27 protein-coding genes are annotated in these 24,227 nt (G+C 41.1%); 4 read left to right on the forward strand and 23 right to left on the reverse strand.

All coding sequences use genetic code 11. The features are described 5' to 3' along the window. Positions 1-26: 26 nt before the first annotated feature. Positions 27-446 (reverse strand): META domain-containing protein, encoded by a 420-nt coding sequence (locus tag QSH61_RS16810; RefSeq protein ID WP_206473012.1) that lies wholly within the window; start codon positions 444-446, stop codon positions 27-29. 104 nt (positions 447-550) lie between these two features. Then, positions 551-958 (reverse strand): acyl-CoA thioesterase, encoded by a 408-nt coding sequence (locus tag QSH61_RS16815; protein WP_206473010.1) that lies wholly within the window; start codon positions 956-958, stop codon positions 551-553. A gap of 111 nt (positions 959-1,069) precedes the next feature. On the opposite strand from QSH61_RS16815, the gene QSH61_RS16820 reads away from it, so the two are divergent. Further along, on the forward strand, positions 1,070-3,148 hold the full coding sequence (locus tag QSH61_RS16820) for a TonB-dependent receptor (protein WP_206473008.1): 2,079 nt from the start codon (positions 1,070-1,072) through the stop codon (positions 3,146-3,148). A 125-nt stretch (positions 3,149-3,273) separates the two neighbouring features. Here the strand turns inward: QSH61_RS16820 and QSH61_RS16825 are convergent, their stop codons facing one another. Beyond that, positions 3,274-3,507, reverse strand: a complete 234-nt coding sequence (locus QSH61_RS16825; protein ID WP_010607079.1) for a hypothetical protein — start codon at positions 3,505-3,507, stop codon at positions 3,274-3,276. 346 nt (positions 3,508-3,853) lie between these two features. Between QSH61_RS16825 and QSH61_RS16830 the strand changes: the two genes are divergently transcribed. The 3 genes from QSH61_RS16830 to QSH61_RS16840 all read left to right on the forward strand — a co-directional run bounded on the left by QSH61_RS16830 (position 3,854) and on the right by QSH61_RS16840 (position 5,501). Further along, on the forward strand, positions 3,854-4,204 hold the full coding sequence (locus tag QSH61_RS16830; protein ID WP_206473006.1) for a helix-turn-helix domain-containing protein: 351 nt from the start codon (positions 3,854-3,856) through the stop codon (positions 4,202-4,204). 157 nt (positions 4,205-4,361) lie between these two features. Continuing rightward, positions 4,362-4,811 carry a hypothetical protein gene (locus tag QSH61_RS16835; protein WP_206473004.1) on the forward strand — a complete coding sequence of 150 codons (450 nt, stop codon included), beginning with the start codon at positions 4,362-4,364 and terminating at the stop codon, positions 4,809-4,811. A 33-nt stretch (positions 4,812-4,844) separates the two neighbouring features. Beyond that, positions 4,845-5,501 carry a hypothetical protein gene (locus tag QSH61_RS16840; protein WP_206473002.1) on the forward strand — a complete coding sequence of 219 codons (657 nt, stop codon included), beginning with the start codon at positions 4,845-4,847 and terminating at the stop codon, positions 5,499-5,501. A 68-nt stretch (positions 5,502-5,569) separates the two neighbouring features. Here the strand turns inward: QSH61_RS16840 and QSH61_RS16845 are convergent, their stop codons facing one another. The 20 genes from QSH61_RS16845 to trpS form a co-directional block, all read right to left on the reverse strand. After that, positions 5,570-6,205, reverse strand: coding sequence for an imm11 family protein (locus QSH61_RS16845; RefSeq protein ID WP_286122601.1), 636 nt, complete (start codon positions 6,203-6,205; stop codon positions 5,570-5,572). 40 nt (positions 6,206-6,245) lie between these two features. After that, positions 6,246-6,878, reverse strand: a complete 633-nt coding sequence (locus QSH61_RS16850) for an imm11 family protein (protein WP_099028956.1) — start codon at positions 6,876-6,878, stop codon at positions 6,246-6,248. Positions 6,879-6,937: 59 nt separating this feature from the next. Then, positions 6,938-7,576 carry an imm11 family protein gene (locus QSH61_RS16855; RefSeq protein ID WP_206471091.1) on the reverse strand — a complete coding sequence of 213 codons (639 nt, stop codon included), beginning with the start codon at positions 7,574-7,576 and terminating at the stop codon, positions 6,938-6,940. 40 nt (positions 7,577-7,616) lie between these two features. Further along, positions 7,617-8,252, reverse strand: coding sequence for an imm11 family protein (locus tag QSH61_RS16860; protein ID WP_206471092.1), 636 nt, complete (start codon positions 8,250-8,252; stop codon positions 7,617-7,619). A gap of 47 nt (positions 8,253-8,299) precedes the next feature. Further along, positions 8,300-8,935, reverse strand: coding sequence for an imm11 family protein (locus tag QSH61_RS16865; RefSeq protein ID WP_206471093.1), 636 nt, complete (start codon positions 8,933-8,935; stop codon positions 8,300-8,302). A gap of 14 nt (positions 8,936-8,949) precedes the next feature. After that, positions 8,950-9,366, reverse strand: a complete 417-nt coding sequence (locus QSH61_RS16870; protein ID WP_248298618.1) for an imm11 family protein — start codon at positions 9,364-9,366, stop codon at positions 8,950-8,952. Between the two features lie 338 nt (positions 9,367-9,704). Then, the gene (locus QSH61_RS16875) at positions 9,705-10,337 is read right to left on the reverse strand and encodes a hypothetical protein (protein ID WP_286122605.1); all 633 of its coding nucleotides are present in this window, start codon (positions 10,335-10,337) and stop codon (positions 9,705-9,707) included. A 63-nt stretch (positions 10,338-10,400) separates the two neighbouring features. After that, positions 10,401-11,036 (reverse strand): imm11 family protein, encoded by a 636-nt coding sequence (locus QSH61_RS16880; RefSeq protein WP_206471094.1) that lies wholly within the window; start codon positions 11,034-11,036, stop codon positions 10,401-10,403. Positions 11,037-11,083: 47 nt separating this feature from the next. Continuing rightward, entirely contained in the window at positions 11,084-11,719 is a 636-nt protein-coding gene (locus QSH61_RS16885) for an imm11 family protein (RefSeq protein WP_286122607.1), read from the reverse strand. Between the two features lies 1 nt (position 11,720). Then, positions 11,721-12,404, reverse strand: a complete 684-nt coding sequence (locus tag QSH61_RS16890; RefSeq protein WP_017217242.1) for an AHH domain-containing protein — start codon at positions 12,402-12,404, stop codon at positions 11,721-11,723. A 10-nt stretch (positions 12,405-12,414) separates the two neighbouring features. Beyond that, complete coding sequence (locus tag QSH61_RS16895) at positions 12,415-14,769, reverse strand: spectrin repeat-containing protein (protein ID WP_206472687.1); 2,355 nt, start codon at positions 14,767-14,769, stop codon at positions 12,415-12,417. Positions 14,770-15,027: 258 nt separating this feature from the next. Further along, a complete protein-coding gene (gene speD, locus QSH61_RS16900; RefSeq protein ID WP_095726638.1) occupies positions 15,028-15,837 on the reverse strand; it encodes an adenosylmethionine decarboxylase in 810 nt (269 codons plus the stop codon). 85 nt (positions 15,838-15,922) lie between these two features. Then, a complete protein-coding gene (locus QSH61_RS16905; protein ID WP_010607074.1) occupies positions 15,923-16,336 on the reverse strand; it encodes an OsmC family protein in 414 nt (137 codons plus the stop codon). Positions 16,337-16,439: 103 nt separating this feature from the next. Beyond that, positions 16,440-16,775: a DUF3802 family protein gene (locus QSH61_RS16910; protein WP_029215895.1), complete on the reverse strand. Its 336-nt coding sequence runs from the start codon at positions 16,773-16,775 to the stop codon at positions 16,440-16,442. A gap of 152 nt (positions 16,776-16,927) precedes the next feature. Next, on the reverse strand, positions 16,928-18,400 hold the full coding sequence (gene astD, locus QSH61_RS16915; protein ID WP_010368876.1) for a succinylglutamate-semialdehyde dehydrogenase: 1,473 nt from the start codon (positions 18,398-18,400) through the stop codon (positions 16,928-16,930). A gap of 15 nt (positions 18,401-18,415) precedes the next feature. Further along, positions 18,416-19,429 carry an arginine N-succinyltransferase gene (gene astA, locus QSH61_RS16920; RefSeq protein ID WP_206472685.1) on the reverse strand — a complete coding sequence of 338 codons (1,014 nt, stop codon included), beginning with the start codon at positions 19,427-19,429 and terminating at the stop codon, positions 18,416-18,418. A gap of 67 nt (positions 19,430-19,496) precedes the next feature. Then, on the reverse strand, positions 19,497-20,708 hold the full coding sequence (locus QSH61_RS16925; RefSeq protein WP_206472683.1) for an aspartate aminotransferase family protein: 1,212 nt from the start codon (positions 20,706-20,708) through the stop codon (positions 19,497-19,499). A gap of 357 nt (positions 20,709-21,065) precedes the next feature. After that, positions 21,066-22,241, reverse strand: coding sequence for an HDOD domain-containing protein (locus tag QSH61_RS16930; RefSeq protein WP_010607070.1), 1,176 nt, complete (start codon positions 22,239-22,241; stop codon positions 21,066-21,068). Positions 22,242-22,454: 213 nt separating this feature from the next. Beyond that, positions 22,455-23,036 (reverse strand): anthranilate synthase component II, encoded by a 582-nt coding sequence (locus tag QSH61_RS16935; protein ID WP_010607069.1) that lies wholly within the window; start codon positions 23,034-23,036, stop codon positions 22,455-22,457. 186 nt (positions 23,037-23,222) lie between these two features. After that, positions 23,223-24,227 carry a tryptophan--tRNA ligase gene (gene trpS, locus QSH61_RS16940; protein ID WP_039494036.1) on the reverse strand — a complete coding sequence of 335 codons (1,005 nt, stop codon included), beginning with the start codon at positions 24,225-24,227 and terminating at the stop codon, positions 23,223-23,225.

Genomic DNA, 24,227 nt, shown 5'->3' on the forward strand with positions numbered 1-24,227 from the left:
CTGACACTGGAATTCTTATTTTCAGCTTATTGTTTAATAAAACTAAACTGAGGTTTTCCTTTCAAGGTCAACTTATTAGCATTTACTTCAAGCAATACACCAATTTGTAATTGGTTAATAAGCTGCGATTCAACCTGAGCGATTTCTTCACCACAGTATTTACGCGTCATGCCTAAGTTTTTAACTTTTAGCTGCCCTTCGACAATTTCGCCTTCGCCAAAAAAGCGATTACAACCCGCAAAACCATTGACCTGCAGTGCATCGATAAAACGAATATCAATAGGCTTTCCACCAAGTCCAGCGTCTGATTGTAACTGCGTAATATGTTGACCATTTATACTCTGTAACTGCCAAGCGGAATACTTAAGCGCTTCCGTGTCTACCTTCCCTGTCGATATACATCCACTTAGCGCCATTATTGCGCCGATTATGCTGATGAATTTCATGGTAAACCATCTATTTTATGCCCTGAGTTTATTATAACGTTTCAAGACACAAAAATTGCAGTAAAATTCTGTAAAATTGTCTTACCTGAATATTTTAACACCAACTATTTCACAAATTGCTGCTCTTCAAATAAGTGCGTAATAGCGTCTGGTAAAAACGGTCTACCGCGCTCATTCACCGAAGTCCCTGTTACCACAGCATCTAGCATTAGCTTATCGTCATGCGCTCTTATTACTTTTTGCTTAAATGCGAACTTTATTCTGCTTTCACGCTCAAGTGCGACTTCAACATAAAACTCATCACCTGGGCGTAACGAGTCTTTGTAATTCATTTCGCTCCGAATAACGACTAAGTTCACTTTTTGCTCAGCAAGCGCTGCAAAATCAACGTTATTCGCCAGTAAAAACTCATGCCTTGCATGCTCTAAATAATTAAAATACACGCTGTTATTAACTATTCCCTGTAAGTCACACTCGTAATCTCGGACTTTAAAATCGACTTTAAAACTCATATCTGGCCTATTTGTTTAACATTTTCGGGCTAACATATAACACAATTTCACTGTCAACTGGTCTGGCTTTTGTTAAACTGTGCCCAATTAAAAATGGGACAAAGATTAAGCATGAAGTTAAAACTCTCTACGATCACCTTGGCACTGCTGCCATTTTTCTCTCATCAGGTACTTGCCGACGATAACCTAGAAACCATTGTCGTCACTGGCGATTTTCAGAATGAAACTATCCAGACATTAAGTGCAAGCGCTTCTGTGGTTGACGAACTCACTATCGCTAAGCGTGGTGCGCAATATTTAGATGAGATACTAGGTGCCACCGCTAACGTTAACTTTACGGCAGGTGCATCTCGTGGTCGCTTTATGCAAATCCGTGGTATCGGCTTACGTTCACAGTTTGTTGATCCTATTTATCCCAGCGTTGGCTTATTAATTGACGGTATTAATTATTCAGGATTAGGCGCAAGTGCGCTGCTTTTTGATACTGAGTCAGTGATAGTGTATCGCGGCCCTCAAGGCACTAAATTCGGTTCAGATGCTTTAGCTGGAATCGTTGAAGTAAATACCCAAGCCGCCACCACAGCGCCATCATTAAAAGTGAAATTAGGTGCTGGTAATTATGGTAGCTACGAAGCAGGCCTTGCTGCTGGCACTGGATTAAGCGACGACACCGCAGTGCGCGTCAGCCTTTATCAGCGAGAGTCTGACGGTTACGTAGATAACCTCTACCTAAACAAACCCACTCAGCAACAAGACGAGCAAGTAGCAAGAGTGAAACTTAACTCTCAAGTGAGCGACAACCTCGCACTAGAGTTCGCTTATCACCATATTGATACTGAAAACGGGTACGACGGTTTTACCCTAGATAATTCACGTAACAGCGTCGCTGATACCCCGGGCCAAGACAACCTCAGCTCCGATGCGTTTTCACTACGCGGAATTTACACTCGCTCAGACTTATTCAATGTCGAATTTAAAGTATCTGGGCTAGATGCTGATACTTTGTATAGCTACGACGAAGATTGGGTATGTAACGACGCAGCTCAACCAGCGCTATGTGCAGCAGGCTTGCACCCAGAAGGATACAGCTCAACCGATGCCTACGAGCGTAACCATGAAAATGGCAATATAGAGTTTTTAATCAAAGATAAGCAAAATGACTGGGTGGTAGGTGTTTTTGCAAAGCGTAACGATGTTGATTTGGCCCGTCATTACACTTGGCTGGAGAACCCATTTACGTCAGCATACACCGTAGAAAGTAGAGCGATTTTTGGTCAATACGTACATCACCTATCTGACAAAACCCGTCTTATCGGTGGCCTTCGCGCGGAGCAATATGACGCTGACTATTTAGATAGTAACGGCTTTACCATTGAAACCGATGATGTAATGTGGGGCGGAAAAGTTGCACTTGAATATCAAGTTGTACCGCGCACGATGATCTACACCAGCCTTACTCGCGGTTACAAAGTCGGCGGTGTAAACGGCGAAGCACTAGCAAAAGCCAAAGATGAAGGTTTAAACATTCCGGCCGAACACCATTACTTTGACCCTGAGTATGTTTGGAACGCTGAGTTTGGCGTAAAAGGTGAATCTGAAGACAAACGTCACCTTGTGCGTGTTACCGCGTTTTATATGCAACGCGATGATATCCAGTTAAAGCAATGGCAAGTTTCTAACCAACAATTTGCAGGCTACATCGACAACGCCAGTAAAGGCAGTAACTATGGCCTAGAAGTTGAAGGCAACCTACAATACACGGACCGCCTTGGTTTTACCTATAGCGCAGGCTATTTAGAGACCGAGATTGAAGACTTTGTGGCTGCCAGTGGCCTAAACCTTGATGGTCGCGACCAAGCACAAGCGCCAAATTATCAATACTCGTTTGCCGTCAATTACGAGTTAATGGATAACCTCGTGGTTGAATTGGGTGTGGAAGGCAAAGATAACTATTACCTCTCGGACAGTCACAACGAGCAAGCGCGCAATCATAACCTGATCAACGCAAGCCTTAGTTACTATGGCGACAACTGGTCATTAACGGCTTGGGGTAGAAACCTAGCAGACGAAGACATTGTAGTGCGTGGCTTTAGGTTTGGTAATAATCCACTAGACGGCTGGCAAGACAATACCTATGTACAGTACGGCGAGCCGCGCGTTTATGGTCTAAGTTTTACTTACGAACTGTAGTACGACCCGTTTATCGCCTACACATCAGGCGATAAACGGGCACAAAAAGAAAAAAGGGGGAACGTAAAATTAGAGTAAAACGTTCCCCCTCACCGCAAAAACTCAAAAAGCAATTACCCTTTTAGTTACTCCATGCTTGGGGCACTGGAATACACCAACTCAACCAGATTATTCATCGTTTTTGACTTCTGCATGTAAGCCTTTTCCATATGGGCAAGCTCTTGCAGTTCAAACAAGGTTGTTTCCACCAGTGCTAACCATTTGGTTGTGGTGTCTGGCACCTCGTCACCCTGCCTTGCCGCCTTCTTGAGGGCATCGTAATAAATCGTTAAGTCATGATATTGGCGTAGATAATCCATATTGCTCTCCAACATGTCACTTTATTTCACACTAAAGTAACAAAAGCTTCGGGCAAAAATCTGCGCGAAGAAAATTTTTTTGAATTTATTTGTAAATTAATTAAAAACGCCAGCACCATCATAGCAACACCTCCGTTGACTCAAGAGTTACTCATCTCAGGCTTCGCCTAAAAAATCGAGCGAAGACTCATTAAATGCAACAAAATGTTCATTTTTCGACTGAATAGGCTTGAAAAAGAAAATTTCTACGATAGACTCGCGTTTACGGTTTAGATACAAAAATGCAACTTGGTTAAGCGAACAATAGAGACAAACAAATAGCATACATCCGGCTACATAGGGACTAATGCTGTTTGTGACGCGAGTGCGACAGGCAAAAAGGATTGAGTTGGTGGGGAAATTTGATAAGCGCTTTACAGGAGACGACCTGCGCCGCATGCGCAAAGTCGCCGGCAAAACCACGCAAGAAATGGCTAATTTGGCTGGCGTGGAGCGTGGCACTTACGAAAACTACGAAAAAGGCGTCAGCAAATTTCCCTACGAATATTTTGAAGTATGGTGCGACGCCTGCGGCATCAACCTTAATCCACTTAGAGAACAAATCCTTGCCTTAAGAGACAAAATTGACGACGCCAAGTTATGGCGCAAGTCTCCAACACCACGAAATAGCAAATCAAGTAACGAGGATAATAGCTAATGAAAGACGCGCACTTTCATTGCCCCTCACCACAATGGCAAACAATAAAGTTACGAATAAGGTCCATTTGCAACACAATGTTTTCAACTTTATTGTTAAGGAGTAAAGTGGAGTGGAAACTAAACACCGCAAAACTTAACTTAGAAAGGACGTCATTATGCGCTTTTTTATAAAAAATATAGCTAACCGACTCGTAACTTTAACAGCACTTTCCCAAAAACAAGCTAACAGGGTATCTGGTGGATCGCTTGGGCCAAAAGTAAAAGACCCAAAAGTCGAAAGTGACTCAGCAGCGCCAAGTAGACAATCATCACTTAGTGCTGATTCAGTTAATCAGGTGATTGGTGGCACAACAGGAGGACAAGCTGATGACCCTAGAGTACAAAACGACTCCATAACACCAAATAAAAAATCATCACTTAGTGCTGACTCAGTTAATCAGGTGATTGGTGGAAGCCATGCAGATAAAGGCAGCGATCCGAGAGCAAGAGGCGCAACAGTTCAATTAGATAAAAAGTCACCTCTAGAGGCTAGTTCATTCAATAAAGTCGTTGGAGGAAGTACTGGTGGTCAAGCTGAAGACCCTAAAGTAAAGGAAGGTGGCTAAGTTATGAAAACACAACAAAATAGAGAGGAATAAATGAAGCGTTCTTGGTTTGTGTTGCTACTCTGTGCAGTTCTAGCCCTTATTTTTATCGGTTTGCACTATCAGTCTATAAATGCCCTACATTTGTTATTTATGGGTTGTATAGCTATGACTAGCTTCTTTTTAAGAGGCCAAGAAAATATTAAGCATATTGTGCTGATACTATTGGTGTTGAGCTTTATTGAATATGGTTTTTTTAGTTACTTTATGAATCTTAACAAAGCAGGACTACCGGCCTATCAGACAAATGCATTCATATATAGCTTACACCTAGTATGTGATTTTATTGCACTAATGATTCTGAAGTACCGAGTTCGACTTTCCTTGAGATATGTGCGCTTTACTAATCCAGATAATTGGCGCGCAGTCTATATGACATACGCCGACCCAATACTATACGGAATTTACTTTGCGTTTGTAATAGTGGATTTAGCAGCCTTCGGTGAAAATATTATTCGTAATTTAGAGTATGTCGGCGTAAATGAAAGCTTTGCTAAACAGTTTTGGAGCTGGAGTTTCATCTACCAAAACTACGAAATCTTAAAGTCGATTTTACTTTCATGTGTGATCACCACTCTACTGGCCACTATCTTTGTCGAACGACAGCGCCCTGATACGCCAGATGAGGAATTGGAAAGCGAACCCAAATAGGGCAATAGCTTGTAAAAAATAAAGCCCGCTCCCGCGGGTTTTATTTTTTATTCTACTCAGGTGTAAGGCTAAAACTGCATCCCTTCTTCAAAATCGGACACTTTGACTAAGTTAACGCCAGTCGCCTTCTCCTCAAAAAAGATATCCGCAATTTTTTGATGGACAAAGACATACTTCAGACCACCAGCTTGTTTAAATATCAAACGCTCTTCCTCTGGGATTTTATCCAATACTTCACTATCTAAGTGGTATTTATAAACGTCGATTCTCGACATAAAGTATGGATCTGCTAATTCTTCTTTCGTCGCTTTCTCTGTTTTAGACTTTTCTCTATCCCAACAATCCAGTTCTTGCCAAAAGTTCATGCACCAATAATCTTCGTGATAGTTACCACCATCGTCAATGTAAACAGCTGGATATAGCTGCATCCCGACAAAATTAAAAAATTTTAGCCGCTCTCTAATTCGGCTACTAATTATAGGAGTCACCATGTTTAGCATAACGGTTGGGATAGGCCTTTTGATATTTCTTTTGATATCTTCTTGTTTGTAGCTATTTTCAAAGAAAAGCGGCTCTTGCCCCCAAGTTAATCGCTCAAATTCAAAGTCTCTATCCGCTGACTTTTGCAAAGCTGTAAGGTGCAATGTTACTTCGCTATACTTTTTTAAAATGATGTAATATTGGTCGTTAAAATCTCTTGCCATTGCACTGCCAATTATTTATTTAACGTAGTCTAATGACTAACTAAAACTGCATCCCCTCTTCAAAGTCGGATACTTTGACTAAGTTAACGCCTGTCGCCTTCTCTTCAAAAAAGATATCTGCAATTTTTTGATGGACAAAGACATAACCCATATCATCGGGCTCCATTTTAAAAATCAGCCGCTCTTCTTCTGGAATTTTATCCAATACATCGCTATCAAGGCTGTATTTATAAGTCGTTAAGTCATCTGCGTCTGGGTTCACTTTGAGCTTCTTTAATGTTGTCTTTGAAAATTTTGATCTCTTCCTATCTAGGCAATCCAACCTTTCCCAGAAGTTCATGCACCAATATTGCTCGTGATAGTGACCATCATCATCGATATAAACAGCGGGATAAAATTGCATTCCTTTAAAATCAAAAAACTTAAGCTTCTCCCATATATTTCTACTTATGATTGGGATCGTCGTATCGAGCATAACGCTAGGTATTGCTCTTTTGACACCTGATTTTAAGTCTTCATCCTTGTATCCATTTTCGAAAAATAGAGGCTCTTGACCCCAAACTAAACGTTCAAACTCAAAATTTCTATCCGCTGACTTTTGCAATGGTGTTAAGTACAGTGTGCTTTCAGTAATTCGGGGGAGAAAAATAAAATATATTTCATTATAGTTCACTAAAGTTCCTTGTAATATATAGTGCAAACATTACATCGTGAGTATTTAATTATAGAGCTTTAAAACTGCATCCCCTCTTCAAAGTCGGATACTTTGACTAAGTTAACGCCAGTCGCCTTTTCTTCAAAAAAGATGTCCGCAATTTTTTGATGGACAAAGACATAACCCATATCATCGGGCTCCATTTTAAAAATCAGCCGCTCTTCTTCTGGAATTTTATCTAATACATCACTATCAAGGCTGTACTTGTAGGTCGACAAACCGTCAGCTAGAGGATCTAATTTTAGTTTTTCAAGTGTCAATTTAGAAAACTTCGAGCGATTTCTGTCTAGACAATCCAGCTCTTCCCAAAAATTCATACACCAAAAGTTTTCATGATAATTTCCTTCATCATCTATATAAACCGCCGGATATAACTGCATTCCCTCAAACGCAAAAAACTTCAACTTTTCTCTTATCTTTGAGTTAACTACTGGAATAGTAGCACTGAGAAAGACATCAGGAACTTGACGACTCCTATTTGCCTTGAGATCTTTATCTCTATGTGCATTTTCAAAAAATAAAGGCTCTTGTCCCCAAGTAAGCTGTTCAAACCGAAAGCGACGTTTTGCAGTTTGCTTCAGAGGCTTAGGATACAAAGTATCGCCATCAAACTTTTTTAAAATGATGTAATATTGATCGTTAAAATCTCTTGCCATTGCACTGCCAATTATTTATTTAAAGTAGTCTAATGACTAACTAAAACTGCATCCCTTCTTCAAAGTCGGATACTTTGACTAAATTAACGCCTGTCGCCTTCTCCTCAAAAAAGATATCCGCAATTTTTTGATGGACAAAGACATATTTCAGACCGCCAGCTTGTTTAAATATCAAACGCTCTTCCTCTGGGATTTTATCCAAGACTTCACTATCTAGATGGTATTTATATATATCGCAACCTTTTAAATAGTCAGGCTCTAACATCTCCTCTGCAGTGAATTTTTCTATTTTTGACTTTGCTCGATCCCAGCAGTCAAGCTCTTGCCAAAAATTCATGCACCAAAAGTCTTCGTGATAGTTATCACCATCGTCAATGTACACAGCAGGATATAGCTGCATCCCAACAAAATTAAAGAGCTTTAACCGTTCTCTAATTTTTGAGCTAACGATAGGGATCGTAGCGTCTAGTAAAACACTGGGGATAGGACGTATAACTCCATTCGCATTATCTTTATCTCTATACGCATTTTCGAAAAATAGCGGTTCTTTCCCCCAAACTAACTGTTCAAACTCATAATCTCTATCCGCCGACTTTTGCAAAGCAGTAAGGTGCAATGTTACTTCGCAATAATTTTTTAAAATGATGTAATATTGGTCGTCAAAATCTCTTGTCATTGCACTTCCAACCTTTATGTAAAGTAGGCTCCTAACTAGTTGGCAAACTAAAACTGCATCCCTTCTTCAAAGTCGGATACTTTGACTAAGTTAACGCCTGTCGCCTTCTCCTCAAAAAAGATATCTGCAACCGTTTGATGAACAAAAATATACTTTACACCACCAGCTTGTTTAAAGATCAAACGTTCTTCTTCTGGGATGTTGTCTAACACTTCACTGTCTAAATGATATTTATATATCTCACAGTCCTCTAAATAATCTGGATCTAACATTTCTTCTGCTGTGAATGTTTCTATCTTTGACTTTTCCCGATCCCAACAGTCAAGTTCTTGCCAAAAGTTCATATACCAATAGTCTTCTATATAAGCTCCTTCATCATTAATAAAAACAGCAGGATAAAGTTGCATATCTTTTAGATATAAAAACTTTAACTTATCTCTTATTTTTGAGTTTATAATAGGTACTGTAGCATCAAAAAATACGTCCAAAATTGGACGTGTAAAATTATTTAAAGCATCCCTTTCCTTGTAACAGTTCTCAAAAAAAAGAGGCTCATCTCCCCAATTAAGCTTTTTAATACCAAAGTGACGAGTCGCACTTCGCTCTAGCGGCATTGTATACAATGTATTTTCATTGTAATTCGTGAGAAGTATATAGTATTCTTCATTGTAATTTTTTGACATTTAATTTTATAGTTCTAGATTTGCATCCCTTCTTCAAAGTCAGATACTTTAAAAAAGCGTATTCCTGTAATATTATTTTTCAAGAAGTAGGTGACAAGTTTTTCATGTATAAATATATGGCTATAAAAATCCCCACCCATCTTAAATATCATACGATTATTTTCTGGGATTTTATTTAGTACACTTTTATCAAGGTGATATTTTAGTACTTTCGTATCTTCAATATCTCTTCCAGCTTTTAGAGGTCGAGTGATCGATTTATCTTTATCCCAACAATCAAGATACTGATAAATATTTAAATACCAGTATCCTTCATCCCACCCTGTTGATTCAATAACTATAGCAGGACATAGCTGAATACCGTGCAAATCATATTTATCCAACTCTTTTTTTATATTGTTGTTAACAACAAAGCTCGGCCCGTCGAACATTACGTCTGTTTTTACTGAAGCAATACCCAGCTTTTTATTTCGCTCTTGAAAGCTAGGCTCAAAGAATATAGGCTCTCCTTCTTTGGTTAATTCACCATAAAAAAATAGCCATCAGACTTTTTATTAATTGACAATCTCATTTGCTCTTCATAGCTATTGCCACAAGCAACGTAATAAACTTCATTGAACCCGCTCATTCCCTTGCCCTTAAATTACATTTTACCGTTGCAATCTCGATAGTTTTTACACATTTTCCACTGCTAGCTTTGAATGTATTTCACTACTATGCTCTCTATCACTTACGTCACAATTCGATGCATCCAGCTAATGCTATAAAGCTAAAACTGCATCCCTTCTTCAAAGTCGGATACTTTGACTAAGTTAACGCCAGTCGCCTTCTCCTCAAAAAAGATATCCGCAATTTTTTGATGGACAAAGACATAACCCATATCATCGGGCCCCATTTTAAAAATCAGCCGCTCTTCTTCTGGAATTTTATCTAATACATCACTATCAAGGCTGTACTTGTAGGTCGACAAACCGTCAGCTAGAGGATCTAATTTTAGTTTTTCCATCGCTCGCTTTGAAAATTTGGACTTTTCTCTATCCAAGCAGTCCAACTCTTCCCAAAAATTCATACACCAAAGATTTTCATGGTAGGTATTATTGTCATCAATAAAAACCGTAGGGTATAACTGAACATTACTAAAGTTATAGAATTTTAGTTTGTTTCTTATACTATCGTTTAAAATCGGGATAGTCGCATAAAATGATACATCAGGTAATACGCAACAACGGCCTAAATTTTGATACTCATCCTTAAAAGCATTTTCAAAAAACAAAGGCTCTTCTCCCCATTCCAACCTCTCAAAGTCAAAATTCCTTCTCGCTGTTTTCTTCAACGGTTTTAAGTACATTGCCAATTCATTAAATCTGGGAATAATTATAAAATAAGCCGCATTGTAGTTCACTAAACTTCCTTTTTTGTAATATACAACGAAAAAATTATAACATGAGAATTTAATTATAAAGCTTTAAAACTGCATCCCTTCTTCAAAGTCGGATACTTTGACTAAATTAACGCCTGTCGCCTTCTCCTCAAAAAAGATATCCGCAATTTTTTGATGGACAAAGACATATTTCAGACCGCCAGCTTGTTTAAATATCAAACGCTCTTCCTCTGAGATTTTATCCAAGACTTCACTATCTAGATGGTATTTATATATATCGCAACCTTTTAAATAGTCAGGCTCTAACATCTCCTCTGCAGTGAATTTTTCTATTTTTGACTTTGCTCGATCCCAGCAGTCAAGCTCTTGCCAAAAATTCATGCACCAAAAGTCTTCGTGATAGTTATCACCATCGTCAATGTAAACAGCAGGATATAGCTGCATCCCAACAAAATTAAAGAGCTTTAACCGTTCTCTAATTTTTGAGCTAACGATAGGGATCGTAGCGTCTAGTAAAACACTGGGGATAGGACGTATAACTCCATTCGCATTATCTTTATCTCTATACGCATTTTCGAAAAATAGCGGTTCTTTCCCCCAAACTAACTGTTCAAACTCATAATCTCTATCCGCCGACTTTTGCAAAGCAGTAAGGTGCAATGTTACTTCGCTATAATTTTTTAAAATGATGTAATATTGGTCGTTAAAATCTCTTGTCATTGCACTTCCAACCTTTATGTAAAGTAGTCTCCTAACTAGTTGGCAAACTAAAACTGCATCCCTTCTTCAAAATCGGACACTTTGACTAAGTTAACGCCAGTCGCCTTCTCCTCAAAAAAGATATCCGCAATTTTTTGATGGACAAAGACATACTTCAGACCACCAGCTTGTTTAAATATCAAACGCTCTTCCTCTGGGATTTTATCCAATACTTCACTATCTAAGTGGTATTTATAAACGTCGATTCTCGACATAAAGTATGGATCTGCTAATTCTTCTTTCGTCGCTTTCTCTGTTTTAGACTTTTCTCTATCCCAACAATCCAGTTCTTGCCAAAAGTTCATGCACCAATAATCTTCGTGATAGTTACCACCATCGTCAATGTAAACAGCTGGATATAGCTGCATCCCGACAAAATTAAAAAATTTTAGCCGCTCTCTAATTCGGCTACTAATTATAGGAGTCACCATGTTTAGCATAACGGTTGGGATAGGCCTTTTGATATTTCTTTTGATATCTTCTTGTTTGTAGCTATTTTCAAAGAAAAGCGGCTCTTGCCCCCAAGTTAATCGCTCAAATTCAAAGTCTCTATCCGCTGACTTTTCTAATGCCATCGGATACAAGGTATAATCATTAAAATCCTTTAAAATTAAATAGTATTCTTCATTATAATTTTTAGCCACATTAATTCCCTACTTTAAGTTTATAGTAAGATTTCTCATATTTTATTTCTTGAGGAACCTTACGAACATTACCATATGGGTATAAATAATTTATCTGACCTACATGCTTCCTCTCATGGTTACAACGCGTTACCTGTTCTTCGCACTCATCAATTTCATTATTATTAGAACAACCTATTTTGCTTGAAGGCTTAAAGTTTCTAAAAACCGAGCTTAATGGGACTCTGAACTCTGCGACTTTTTTTAATATAGCCTTACTTTCAAGATCCAAGATATTTTGAATTTCACTTGTATCTTTTTGAGTTCGAGGTGTGCATTTTTTTAGATCTGATTTTATTTTGTTTATACCTGAAGCAACTTGATCGTGATAAGCCTCTTGTTTAGGCAGAGCATATGTGTGATCGCCACGATGCAATTGCACTCTCAGCTGACAAGCACCTTGTAAGGTGCTGGGTAAAAAGACCAAGTTTTCAACTAAATTTATGTTGTAACCTCTATGAATTAGTAAGCTCCCTAACTGAGCGACATTGACAGCCTCTTTCGAAATCAGATGATGAGCCGCCATATGAATACCATTATGGAACGGATGATCCTTCTTGTGTTTGATATTGGCGATCAGCCTATCTCGATATTTTTTGTCCTTATCAACCATCCCTTCAATTTGTTCTTCAATTTCTTCACTCATGAATCACTCCTTATTCATAATGAACAATGCCACGTAGACTGCGTGGTGTTGTGTGATCTGTTTTGCCACATAAGCGGCATCGTGTCTGTCGTTTTGTTGTTTGCTTTTTCGCAGTTAGCGTCGAGTTGGTTTTGCCTTTAAGTAGCAACCCACTTGAACGCGCGGTTGTAAGCTTTTTCCCGAGATTTTTTAAGGTTGTAGTGCTGTCGTTAAAGTCTTCAAGCGTGCGGATAAAAGCGCGGATTGCCGCTTGTGCTTTTTTAACTTTTACTGATGTACTTGCGGCTCTGGCACCGTTGGCTGATAACTTGGCAGCAAGTGCTGTTACTCTTGCGGCTGTACCCGCTCCTAATGTAAGTAATGACGTTGCTAGTAACAAACAAACCTCTATCGCGACATAAGCGCCGCCTTTTCCGCCAATGTATGCATAAAAATTAGGAGGCACAGCTTCCATAAAGAGTGAAGCGTAAGCAACATAAGTTAGTGCACTATCATGATCGTCTATGAGCGCCAACACTAAATAGAAATCAGGAGTGCTTTTTATGCTAGCGGCTAATTCAGGGTCAATATCAACTAAAGTGGTATCAACAAATTGTTGTACTTTAGCGACCTCCCCTTTCGCGATATCATCAAGTAAGTTGGTAATTGCATGACGATGCGTGTATAACGCATTTGCATAATGGCTTGTATTTTTAATTGCGTCTGCAGCGTCGTTAAGGTACTGAGTAGTATCATGATGTACATCGCGATAAGCCTGTTCGGCTGCATCTAATGCTCGCTGTGTATTGGCTTGATACCAGTTCCAACTGAGCAAGTCTTCACTGGCATCCTCTTCAATCCAATTGGACATTTCATTAGCACTTTGTCGCAATTGCTCAAAGCGCTCGCTAGCATAATCTGCGGTGGTATCATATGCGCTACCTGCGACGGACTTAATGGTTTTTCCTAAGTCAATCCATGTTTGTGCTTCGAACAAATCTGCTTGGTCTTCAAGCCACTTACTTCCACCTTGATACGCACCTTGCGCGCCATTAATTGCAATTGCAGCAAAACCATATTCGTCCCAATCAGATTGAAACCCACTCATATTCGATACGGTATCTCGATATGCACCATCAAGCTGCATGTGTAATGATGATTTGAGGTTATTGATTTCCGCTTCTAGCGCTTCGTTACGAGCAACTTCTACAGTGACTTGCCCCTCTTGTGGTAAGTCGCTTTTTACCACAACTCCAGCCTCATTTGCCGTTGACTCTGCTCGTTCAAGTGCATTTGCATCTGTGCTTTTATCACCACTTGAATTGAGTTTAAGTTTTCCGTGGATAAGTGTATTACCTAAATGAATATTGACTTGTTCAAGGGGAAGCGCGGTCTGCCATTCATCATCGTAATACGCCCTCACTTTTATCCATGCGGCACTTGACTTAACACCGAGTACTTCAACGTCAATACTATGATTGGCTGAACCTGCGCTCGCGGTAAGAACATAAACGCCGGGATCGAGTTTAAGTCGAGTGTCCCAAAAGTGTAATTGATCTGGTGGTAGTTTTGGTACATCAAGCACTGCGCTTCCCTTGCTTGGACCTTGCCACTGCAACCTTACTGCGCGGGCATTACTTACCGAGCCACCCACTTTAGTATCCCAACCACTCGGTACCCGTAAACGATCACCAGCCTTTGGAGGATTGTTGCGATTGACATGGTCGTTGTAACCATAAATCAGCTTAGGATCGGGCCTACCCGCATATTGGTTAGCGACGGACTCTACGGTATCTCCAGCACGAAACATGTGATCGCTAAAACGCATATAAACTTGTTGGGAGCGTTTTAGTTCCACTTTGGAATTGTTATTTGGATTAGAAATAAAAACTGTTGGCTCGAGTACCACTTCAGATTTTATTGCTTTACTGCCACCAAGTAAGGCGCGATTAATTTCAGCTTGACTAAGCCCTCGAGGCATATCTGCTTGCACCAAGCTATTAAAATCTTGCGCACTGCGATTTCCTCCCCCATAGCTTGTCAGTTTATCTTTTACATCAAGTGATTGATATGGCACAAAGGCATATCGCTCACCACTGTGGTGACTAAAGCTAGAATAATTCACTCGCTGCCAGCGCTTGCTTGCAAGTATCCAAAATTGAGCCTGAGAGTGATATCTAAAAAGCGGTGCTTGTCTAAACGGAATGATGCTCCAAATACGACCATGAAGCACATGCATGATTTCAATAGGAAGCTTTCGTCTTTGAATGGAGGACATCGCTGTTGCAGCAAGAAGTTGTACTTCACTTGACGCTTCATGCTCAGTGCTATTACTGGTGCTTTCCTGATTATCACCTAAGCGCGAGATGAGATCATCAAATGCCATTTTTTAGTCCTTTAATAGCGTTATGAAATGAGAGGTTAGTACCTAATCTGAGCCTCGGATAATTAATGTCTTCTTTCAGCTGGTTTCAGCCTGCACTATTGCCTACCGAATAAGCCCACCGATTAGATGCTTTAGCCGCTATTGATAGCGAGCAAATATTGTCCACATTTAAATTAAATGTAGGCTGAATATCTTACAAGTCTCAGACATTAAAAAAGGCGCTTGCGCGCCTTTTTTAATTCCTCAATTTACCGCTGATTATTCAGTTTCTGGTAAATTGCGACCGTAGAACACTTCCTGAATTTCACGATTCAGCTTAAGACGAATTTCTTCCTCTTCATCTGCGTCTAAATCATCAGTACTAATTCCAAATAGATATGCATTTAGGTCTGTTTCCTTAAGCATCATCTTAGTGTGGAATAGGTTCTCTTGATACACGTTTACGTCTACCATGTGGTATGCGTCTTTAGTATCTTCCGTCATGTAATTCTGGATCGAGTGAATTGCGTGGTCGATATAGTGTTTTACACCATTAACGTCACGAGTAAATCCACGAACACGATAGTCGATCGTCACCACATCTGACTCTAAAGAGTGAATTAAGAAGTTAAGCGCTTTAAGTGGCGAAATAATGCCACACGTTGAAACTTCGATATCTGCTCTAAAAGTACAAATGCCATCATGTGGGTGCGCTTCAGGATAAGTATGAACACAGATGTGACTCTTATCCAAATGTGCAACCACTGAATCAGGCAATGGTCCTGGTGCTTCATTACTATCAAAAGTCTGCTGTTCAACAGGCTCTTCTGATACTAAGATCGTCACACTCGCCCCTTGTGGTTCATAATCTTGACGCGCGATATTCAGTACGTTTGCACCGATAATATCCGTTACGTCTTTTAGAATATCCGTCAAACGATCGGCACTGTACTGCTCATCGATATATTCTAGATATTCTTTACGTTGCTGCTCGGTCTTGGCGTAGCAAATATCGTAAATGCTAAAGCTTAAACTCTTAGTTAAGTTGTTAAAGCCATGGAGTTTAATTTTATCAAAGGGCTTGTTCACGATAGACCCACCTTAATACAAAAAATCTGCGCTGCAGAAACAAAAGTTCGCGGATTTTATACGAAAATAGCGCTATGAAAAAGCGTTATTTTTCGTCAATTTCAACCACTTCATGGCTATGCGTAATTTCTACTGCTTTTTCAAGCATTAATGCCACTGAACAATACTTTTCAGCGGATAAACTTACGGCTCTTTCTAGGTGTTTTTCAGAGACATTACGCCCTTTCACCACAAAGTGTAAATTGATCTTGGTAAAAACCCGAGGTGCGCTTTCTGCGCGCTCTGCGGTTAATTTTACTTCCACGTCAGTCACATCCTGACGCGCCTTTTGTAGAATGCTGACTACATCGACTGACGAACAACATCCCGCTGACATTAATACCATCTCCATTGGACTTGGCGCGGCACTATCAGAACCGGCATCAAATACCACATTATGTCCCGACGCAGAGCGACCGATAAAGGTATCTCCTTCAACCCATTTTACGCTAGCTAACATAGTTATCCTCTATAAAGCATAACACCGCCAAATGGCGGTGTATCTTAAACCTAGAATTGCCTCTAAGTGTGTTTTCTACACTGTCGATAGTGATTGTGCCAAGCTATACAGCAGAATCAAACAGGTTTTTGACCAAACCTGCGAATTCTTCGATAAACTCTTTTTGTTCTACGGTGACACGTCTATCAACAACACTTGATAGCACTTCTTGTAAGTCGTACACAATGCCATCTACCTCACGCACGATCATGCTGCGCTGCTCTGTAGATAACTCAGTGTGCTGCTCGCATATACGGATAACGTTTTCAGCGATCACATCTTCGATTAATTCCATGACTGTTGGAGCCCCTGGTTCAACCGTCCCAGACTTCTCAAACAAGGCTAAGTTTTGCGTCAAATACATGACTAAATCATCGTACCCTTGTTTATCTAAAACCATACTTTGCTCACCCGAACCTATCAAAGACATCTCCTATTGATTTAAGCAGAAAGTTTTTTCGATTGCTACTTTTGTAGTCAACTAGACACAAAAAAGCAGCCGAAGCTGCTTTTCTAATCAATTTTTATTGAGTAAACCTCAATATTGGCATTTTAATCCAAAGATAAACCTGGGCTCAAGCTAGAAGGTAAAGTTACCTTTTCTAGTTCCACAGAAGCCACTGGGTATGCACAGTAATCTGCCGCGTAGTATGCACTTGCACGGTGGTTACCTGATGCACCGATACCACCAAACGGAGCTGCACTTGAAGCACCAGTGATTGGGCGGTTCCAGTTTACGATACCTGCACGAATACGACGTAAGAAACGGTCGTAATCAGCTTCGTTGTCGCCAAGCAGACCTGCTGATAAGCCAAAGCTTGTCTCGTTCGCTTTTTCAATAGCAGCGTCAAAGTCTGTGTAACGGAATATTTTTAACAGCGGACCAAAGTGCTCTTCATCAGGGAAGTCTGCAATGTTAGTACATTCGATGATACCTGGCGTCACAAAGCCTGTGCCTTCTGTGTGCGTCAGCTCGATAAGCGACTCACCACCGAGCTCAACAAGCTGTTGCTGTGCTTTTACCATGCCAGCGGCTGCTGCATTTGAGATCATTGAGCCCATGAACGGTTGATCAGCATCGTCAAAGTTACCCACTTTAATCGCTTTAGTTGCTTTGATCAGTTGCTCAAGGATTGTGTCACCTTGTTCACCTGCAGGAAGGAATAGTTTACGAGCACAAGTACAACGTTGACCACTTGAGATAAACGCAGATTGAATAATGTCGTGTACTGCCGCTTTGGTATCCGCTACATCTTTTACGATGAGTGGGTTATTACCGCCCATTTCAAGCGCTAGGATCTTACCCGGTTGACCTGCATATTGCTCATGTAGCAAGTGACCCGTACGAGAAGAGCCAGTAAAGAATAAGCCGTCAATACCCGCGTGTGACGCAAGTGCTTTACCTGTTTCAACTTCACCCTGAACTAGGTTAATCACGCCAGCAGGAAGACCCGCTTGTTGCCAGTATTTAAGCGTTAGCTCAGCAACATATGGCGTTAGTTCAGATGGCTTAAAGATAACCGTGTTACCAGCAAGTAGCGCAGGTACGATGTGACCATTAGGTAAGTGACCAGGGAAGTTATATGGGCCAAATACAGCAACTACACCATGTGCCTTGTGACGGATCACGGCACGGCCAACTGGCATTGGATTTTCAACAACACCTGTACGCTCTTGATAGGCTTTCTCAGAAATCGCGATTTTACCTACCATAGCACCCGCTTCTGTACGAGTTTCCCAAAGTGGCTTACCCGTTTCTTTAGCAATTGCAATAGCCAGCTCTTCGCTATTTTCTTTTAATACTTCAGCGAAACGCTTAACAATTTCTAGACGCGCTTCAAAGCTCATGTCGCTCCATGAATAGAAAGCTTCACGAGCCGCTTTTACCGCGCCGTCAACTTGCTCAGCAGTAGCTGCGTTTGCGCTCCAAATAACGTCGTTGTTTGCTGGGTTTACAGAGCTAAAGCTTGCGCCTTGTCCTGCAATCCACTCACCATTTATTAGTTGTGCTGCATGTGTTGTCATAATCTGTTCCCAATCTTAAATCTTTACTAGGCTTACTTGATCGCCTTCTTCAACTTTTAGCCCCGCGGCAACATGTGGAGCAAGCGTAACTTCATTGCCATCAGTCAGGGCTAACTCAATTACTGTCGCGCGATAATCAACAAGTTTACCATTTGCGACCATAACAGGGAATCCACCGTTGCTTTCGCCTATTTTCACAGTACGAGTTTCACTATTGCGAACCGTGCGGATATTCCCCACTTTTGCTTCTACCGTTGGACCCGCGTCGAAGATATCAACATAACCATTAAATGTGAAACCTTCGCTTTTTAGTAGCTCAATAGCAGGACGCGTATTGTCGTGAACTTCACCAATCACCGCTTGTGCTTCTTTACTAAGCAGGTTTACGTAGATTGGGTACTTTGGCATTAATTCAGCAATAAAGACCTTTTGGCCGATACCCGTTAGATAATCCGCTGTCGGGAAATCCATCGAGAAGAAATGCTCTTCAAGCCATTGCCAGAACGGGCTTTCGCCTTGCTCGTTAGAAACACCACGCATTTCCGCGATAACGGTTTCAGCAAAACGAGCACGATGTTGGTTAATAAACATAAAGCGAGAGCGAGATAGCAGTTTGCCGTTTGCGCCTTTGCGATAGCCATCTTTCAAAAACAGGGTGCATAATTCCGTCGCGCCAGTGTAGTCATTACATAGCGTTAAAATATCCACTGCTTTATAAACATCGAGTGTGCGTGAAGAGTGGATCACTTTGCTTAGGTGATAATGATAAAACGCATCATCTAAACCAACCGCTGCTTCGATACCGCTGGTACCAACCACCTCGCCTGTTTCAGTATCTTCTAATACAAATAAATAGCCTTCATCAAAAGGCTTGTCTGCTTGCTTGCCAAATGAAGCAACAGAGCGTGCAATCTTCTTCTGTAATAGCTCTTCGTTAACAGGCAAAGAGGTAAAACCGTGGCCTGATTCGTGAGCAATGTTTAAAAGCGCTGGATAATCGCTTTCTTGGATTGGGCGAAGGATCATCATGAGCCCGCTTACTCCTCAAAAATGTGGATAACAACAAGGCCACCAAAAGGTGACCTTGCAACCAGTATTAAGCGTTGTTAGCAACTACCGCAGCAACGGCTTTTTCAAAACGTGCCATCCCTTCGCGGATGTCAGCTTCTGGAATAACAAGAGATGGAGTGAAACGTACTACGTTTGCACCTGCAACAAGTGACATCACACCTTGCTTGATACCTTCAACCAAGAATTCTTTTGCTTTGCCTTCGTACTTTTCAGTGACTACCCCACCAAGCAGTAGACCTTTACCACGTACTTCGGTAAATACGTTGTACTTTTCGTTGATGTCGTTTAGTAGTTCACGGAACAGCTGCTCTTTTGCTTTTACGCCATCAAGTACTGCTGTTGTGTTTACTGTGTCAAATGCCGCTTCTGCAACCGCACACGCCAGCGGGTTACCGCCGTATGTAGAACCGTGAGTACCCACTTTTAGGTGCGCAGCAATCTCAGTTGTTGTGATCATCGCGCCGATAGGGAAACCACCGCCAAGTGCTTTAGCCGTTGTTAAAATATCAGGGGTTACGTTTAAACCTTGGTATGCATACAAATCACCAGTACGGCCAACACCTGTTTGCACTTCATCAAAAATAAGTAGCGCGTTGTGCTTGTCACACAGCTCGCGAACACCTTTTACAAACTCAGCCGTTGGTGAAATGATACCACCTTCGCCTTGTAGCGGCTCCATCATCACGGCACAAGTGTTGTCTGAAATAAGCGCTTCAAATGCCGCTAAATCGTTATAGTCTGTGTGAACAATGTCGCCCGGCTTTGGACCAAAGCCATCAGAGTATGCAGCTTGACCACCTACGGTCACAGTGAAGAAAGTACGGCCGTGGAAACCTTTGTTGAAAGAGATGATTTGCGACTTTTCAGCACCAAACTTATCTAGTGCCCAACGGCGTGCTAGTTTAAGCGCCGCTTCGTTCGCTTCTGCACCTGAGTTTGCAAAGTAGACTTTTTCTGCGAACGTGGCATCGGTTAGCTTTTTCGCTAAACGTAGTGCAGGCTCATTGGTCATCACGTTAGATAGATGCCAAATTTTCTCGCCTTGCTCTTTAAGCGCGCCCACCAAAGCTGGGTGACAATGACCTAGACAGTTAACTGCGATACCACCAGCAAAGTCGATGTACTCACGACCTTCCTGATCCCATACTCGAGAACCTTCACCTTTCACTGGAATTACCGCTGAAGGTGCGTAGTTAGGTACCATTACGTCGTCAAACAATTCACGATTGATAGTCATTTTATTTCCTCATATTTGGTGAGTGAAAGTGCAAACAAGGAGTCATTTCCTTTTGGAGGTCGGCGCGTTGCCGCCACTTGATAGGATATTTATTCACACCAATTCGGTGCTATGTATTTTGACCCGCCCCTTGATGGCACAAAATTCATACGCTCATTATTCCAGAAAAAGCGCCATTTGTCTCACTTATACCACGTTCTCAGCCCTTAGTATTCAAGGGTTTAACATATATTCTCAACTCAAGTGAATAACTATCTAGGGCAGATATTTAGGGCAAAGCAAGCGCCGTGCAGCCTTGCACAGATCATTTAAGATTAGGTTTTGAATGAATAGTCGCAAAAAAAATTTCAATTTTTTTTACAAAATCGTCAACTGCAGGTTATGGAACGCACATTTTGCCAATTGCTGACGCATTTCCTCGGTAAGTTCTAAATGATTGAGCAAAATCTCGGCTTCGTCGTCTTCAATTAACTGGCTATCTTTTAAAACAAGCAGTTGTGCGTAGCCATAGGCTTTTTGCATCACTTGTGTCAGTGGTAATGGGTCGGCAATGTTTTTATGCGCATTTGGTAGATAAGTTTGCGCATACTCTTCCATGACGGCATTAAAGGGCAAATAACGTAACTCCATTTTTTCAATTAGCTTACGTGAAATCTCTGCTGAATGTTCTATCAACAAGTTACGTAAAAATAACGGATCAGGAGATAACTCCATTAATGCGGTGTGTAGGTCTTTTTGCTTTTTGTCTCGTGCTATTTGCACCTTGGCTTGCCACACCTTTTCGAAGGTGCGTAAATAAAGACGGATCAAGGCCACTTTCCCAAGTTCTAGTAACATGCCTAAAGTAAACGCATGCTGTTCTTTTACCCCAAAAAATGGTGCCAGCTCTTTTGCCGCAATGGCCGTGCTCATGCTCAGCTCGCGTAATTTACGCTTCATTAAGCCAAATGGTTCTGTAGCATGCGGCATCCAGTGTCTTACCGCCATTGTCGGGATCACCATTTGCAAGTTCTCAAGGCCTAAATACCTTAATGCTAATGCCGGCGTGTCGACCTTAATGGACGTGCCTTTACTGTTTTTTTTGCGATACTGTGGCAAGTTGACTAGCGAAACCAGCTCACGACCCAACCAACTTAAGTCATTAACCAAAGGTTCTAAACGCCCAACTGAAGCTGAGCGCACGGCAAGAATGTCTAAAATTGCAGGAACGGAGTCTTGAATGCCAATGACTTCATGATAGATATTATCAAGGTCATGCAGTTGCTTTGTGATAGCTTCTTCGATAACTGAATGTAGATGCTTACTCGCTTTGGCAATATATTTGTGATGGCTTGTGCTGCTTTCTTGGCGTTTTGCAGCCGCTGCAATTTCCACCTCTAGCATAGTGCGCTGTGCGATATTCTCCCCATAGCTAATATCAAATGTATGGATATAGCCTATTTGCTTTTGCGCAAAGTTGAGGCTGATAAGAAGGTCATGGGCACGCTCGGATAGCGCTTGTGCCATTCTAATTTGCTTATTTTCTTGCGTCATGCATGCTACTTATCTAAAGGAAAAACACTGAGTTAAGCACTCAACAGAATCGTCTTACTGATTAACATTATACCAGTAAAAGCAATATTATGATTTGATATTGCGCACAATAGAATCAAAAAGTTACGTATCAAAAACTAGTCTAACCAACAAAAACGCAGCGAATATGGATGTATAACACCTAGGCGAAATCCTGTTGGTTTTGTTTAAACTTTAGAAGCGTTTTATAAAGTTATCAAGTAATGCTAAGCCGTGTTCAGTGAGGATAGCTTCTGGGTGAAATTGCACACCTTCAAGTGCTCTATCGGATGCCAAAAGTCCCATAATTTCATCACGCTCACCCTCTTGTGTCTGTGTCCAAGCCGTTACGGCTAGAGACTTTGGTAAGCTACTTTGCTCAACAACCAAAGAGTGGTAGCGGCATACTTCGTATGGTGATGGCAGGCCTTGAAATACGCCTATATTGTTATGGTGCACTTGAGACGTTTTCCCATGCATCACTTGTTTTGCGCGAATGACTTTGCCACCTAAAGCTTGTGCAATAGTTTGATGACCAAGGCAAATGCCGAGAATAGGGATTTGTCCCTGTAGACGTTTTACGACTTCAAGCGAGATCCCCGCTTCATCAGGACTGCAAGGGCCAGGAGATAGCACAACATATTTGGGATTAAGCTGCTTGATTTGTGAGGTGCTGATTTCATCATTTCGCTTTACCAGCACATCCACATCTAAGCGCTGAAAATACTGCACTAAGTTGTAGGTAAAGGAATCATAGTTATCAATCATCAACAGCATGTAGGTACCACTAAAAGAACCAAGCGGCCTATTTGCCACTGGGGTAAAGATGTTCGTTATAAATCTATTTTATCACGAACTCAACAGGAGGATTTTCTTATATCTAGTATCTGCTTTAAACCAAAGGTCTGCAGACCCTTGTAATACAAAAAGACACCATTTATGGTGTCTTTTCATTGTGTTTTATTAACCGCGAGGAATAAAACCGACGGCGTCATACACAGCTTTCAGTGTTTTTTCGGCACGAATACTTGCTTTTTCCGCGCCTTTTTTCATGATTTCGTTCAGCAGAGTTTGATCTTCACGGATTTCTTTAAAACGCGCTTGAATAGGCTCCAGCATATTCACGACCGCATCGGCAGTGTCTTTCTTTAAATGACCGTACATTTTGTCTTCGTACTCTGGCACTAACTCTTCAATTGAGCGTTTAGTTGCAACACTTAGTAGAGTCAGTAAGTTGGATACTCCTGGCTTTTCAACACGATCAAAGTAAATGCGTGCTTGCTCATCTGAATCCGTTACCGCTTTTTTCAGCTTTTTCTCTATCTTCTTAGGTTCGTCCAACAGCATCACAAAACCATTTGGGTTTTCGTCTGATTTTGACATCTTCTTGCTCGGGTCTTGCAAGCTCATAACACGAGCGCCAAACTCTGGAATATAAGGTTCTGGGATCTTAAAGACATCGCCGTACAAGTTGTTAAAGCGCGTTGCGATATCGCGGGTCAACTCAAGGTGTTGCTTTTGGTCTTCACCAACCGGTACTTGATCCGCTTGATACAATAAAATATCCGCAGCTTGCAATACTGGATAGGCGAATAAGCCAACGTTTACGTTATTGGCGTGCTTTGCTGACTTATCTTTAAACTGCGTCATGCGGTTTAACTCACCCATCTGTGCATAACAGTTCAGCACCCAACCTAGCTGTGCATGCTCAGGAACCTGTGATTGTACAAATAGTGACGATTTATCTGGATCGATGCCGCAAGCAGTATATAGTGCTACGCCGTCTAATACGCGATCGCGTAGTTGCTGTGGCTCTTGGCGAACCGTAATGGCATGCAAGTCAACCAACATAAAGTAACAATCATGATCGTTTTGTAGTTTAAGCCACTGGTTAATGGCACCTACGTAATTGCCTATTGTCATACCACCGGTTGGCTGAATACCACTTAATACTACAGGTTTACTCAT

The organism is Pseudoalteromonas sp. JC3 (assembly GCF_030291895.1).
Lineage (GTDB): Bacteria > Pseudomonadota > Gammaproteobacteria > Enterobacterales > Alteromonadaceae > Pseudoalteromonas.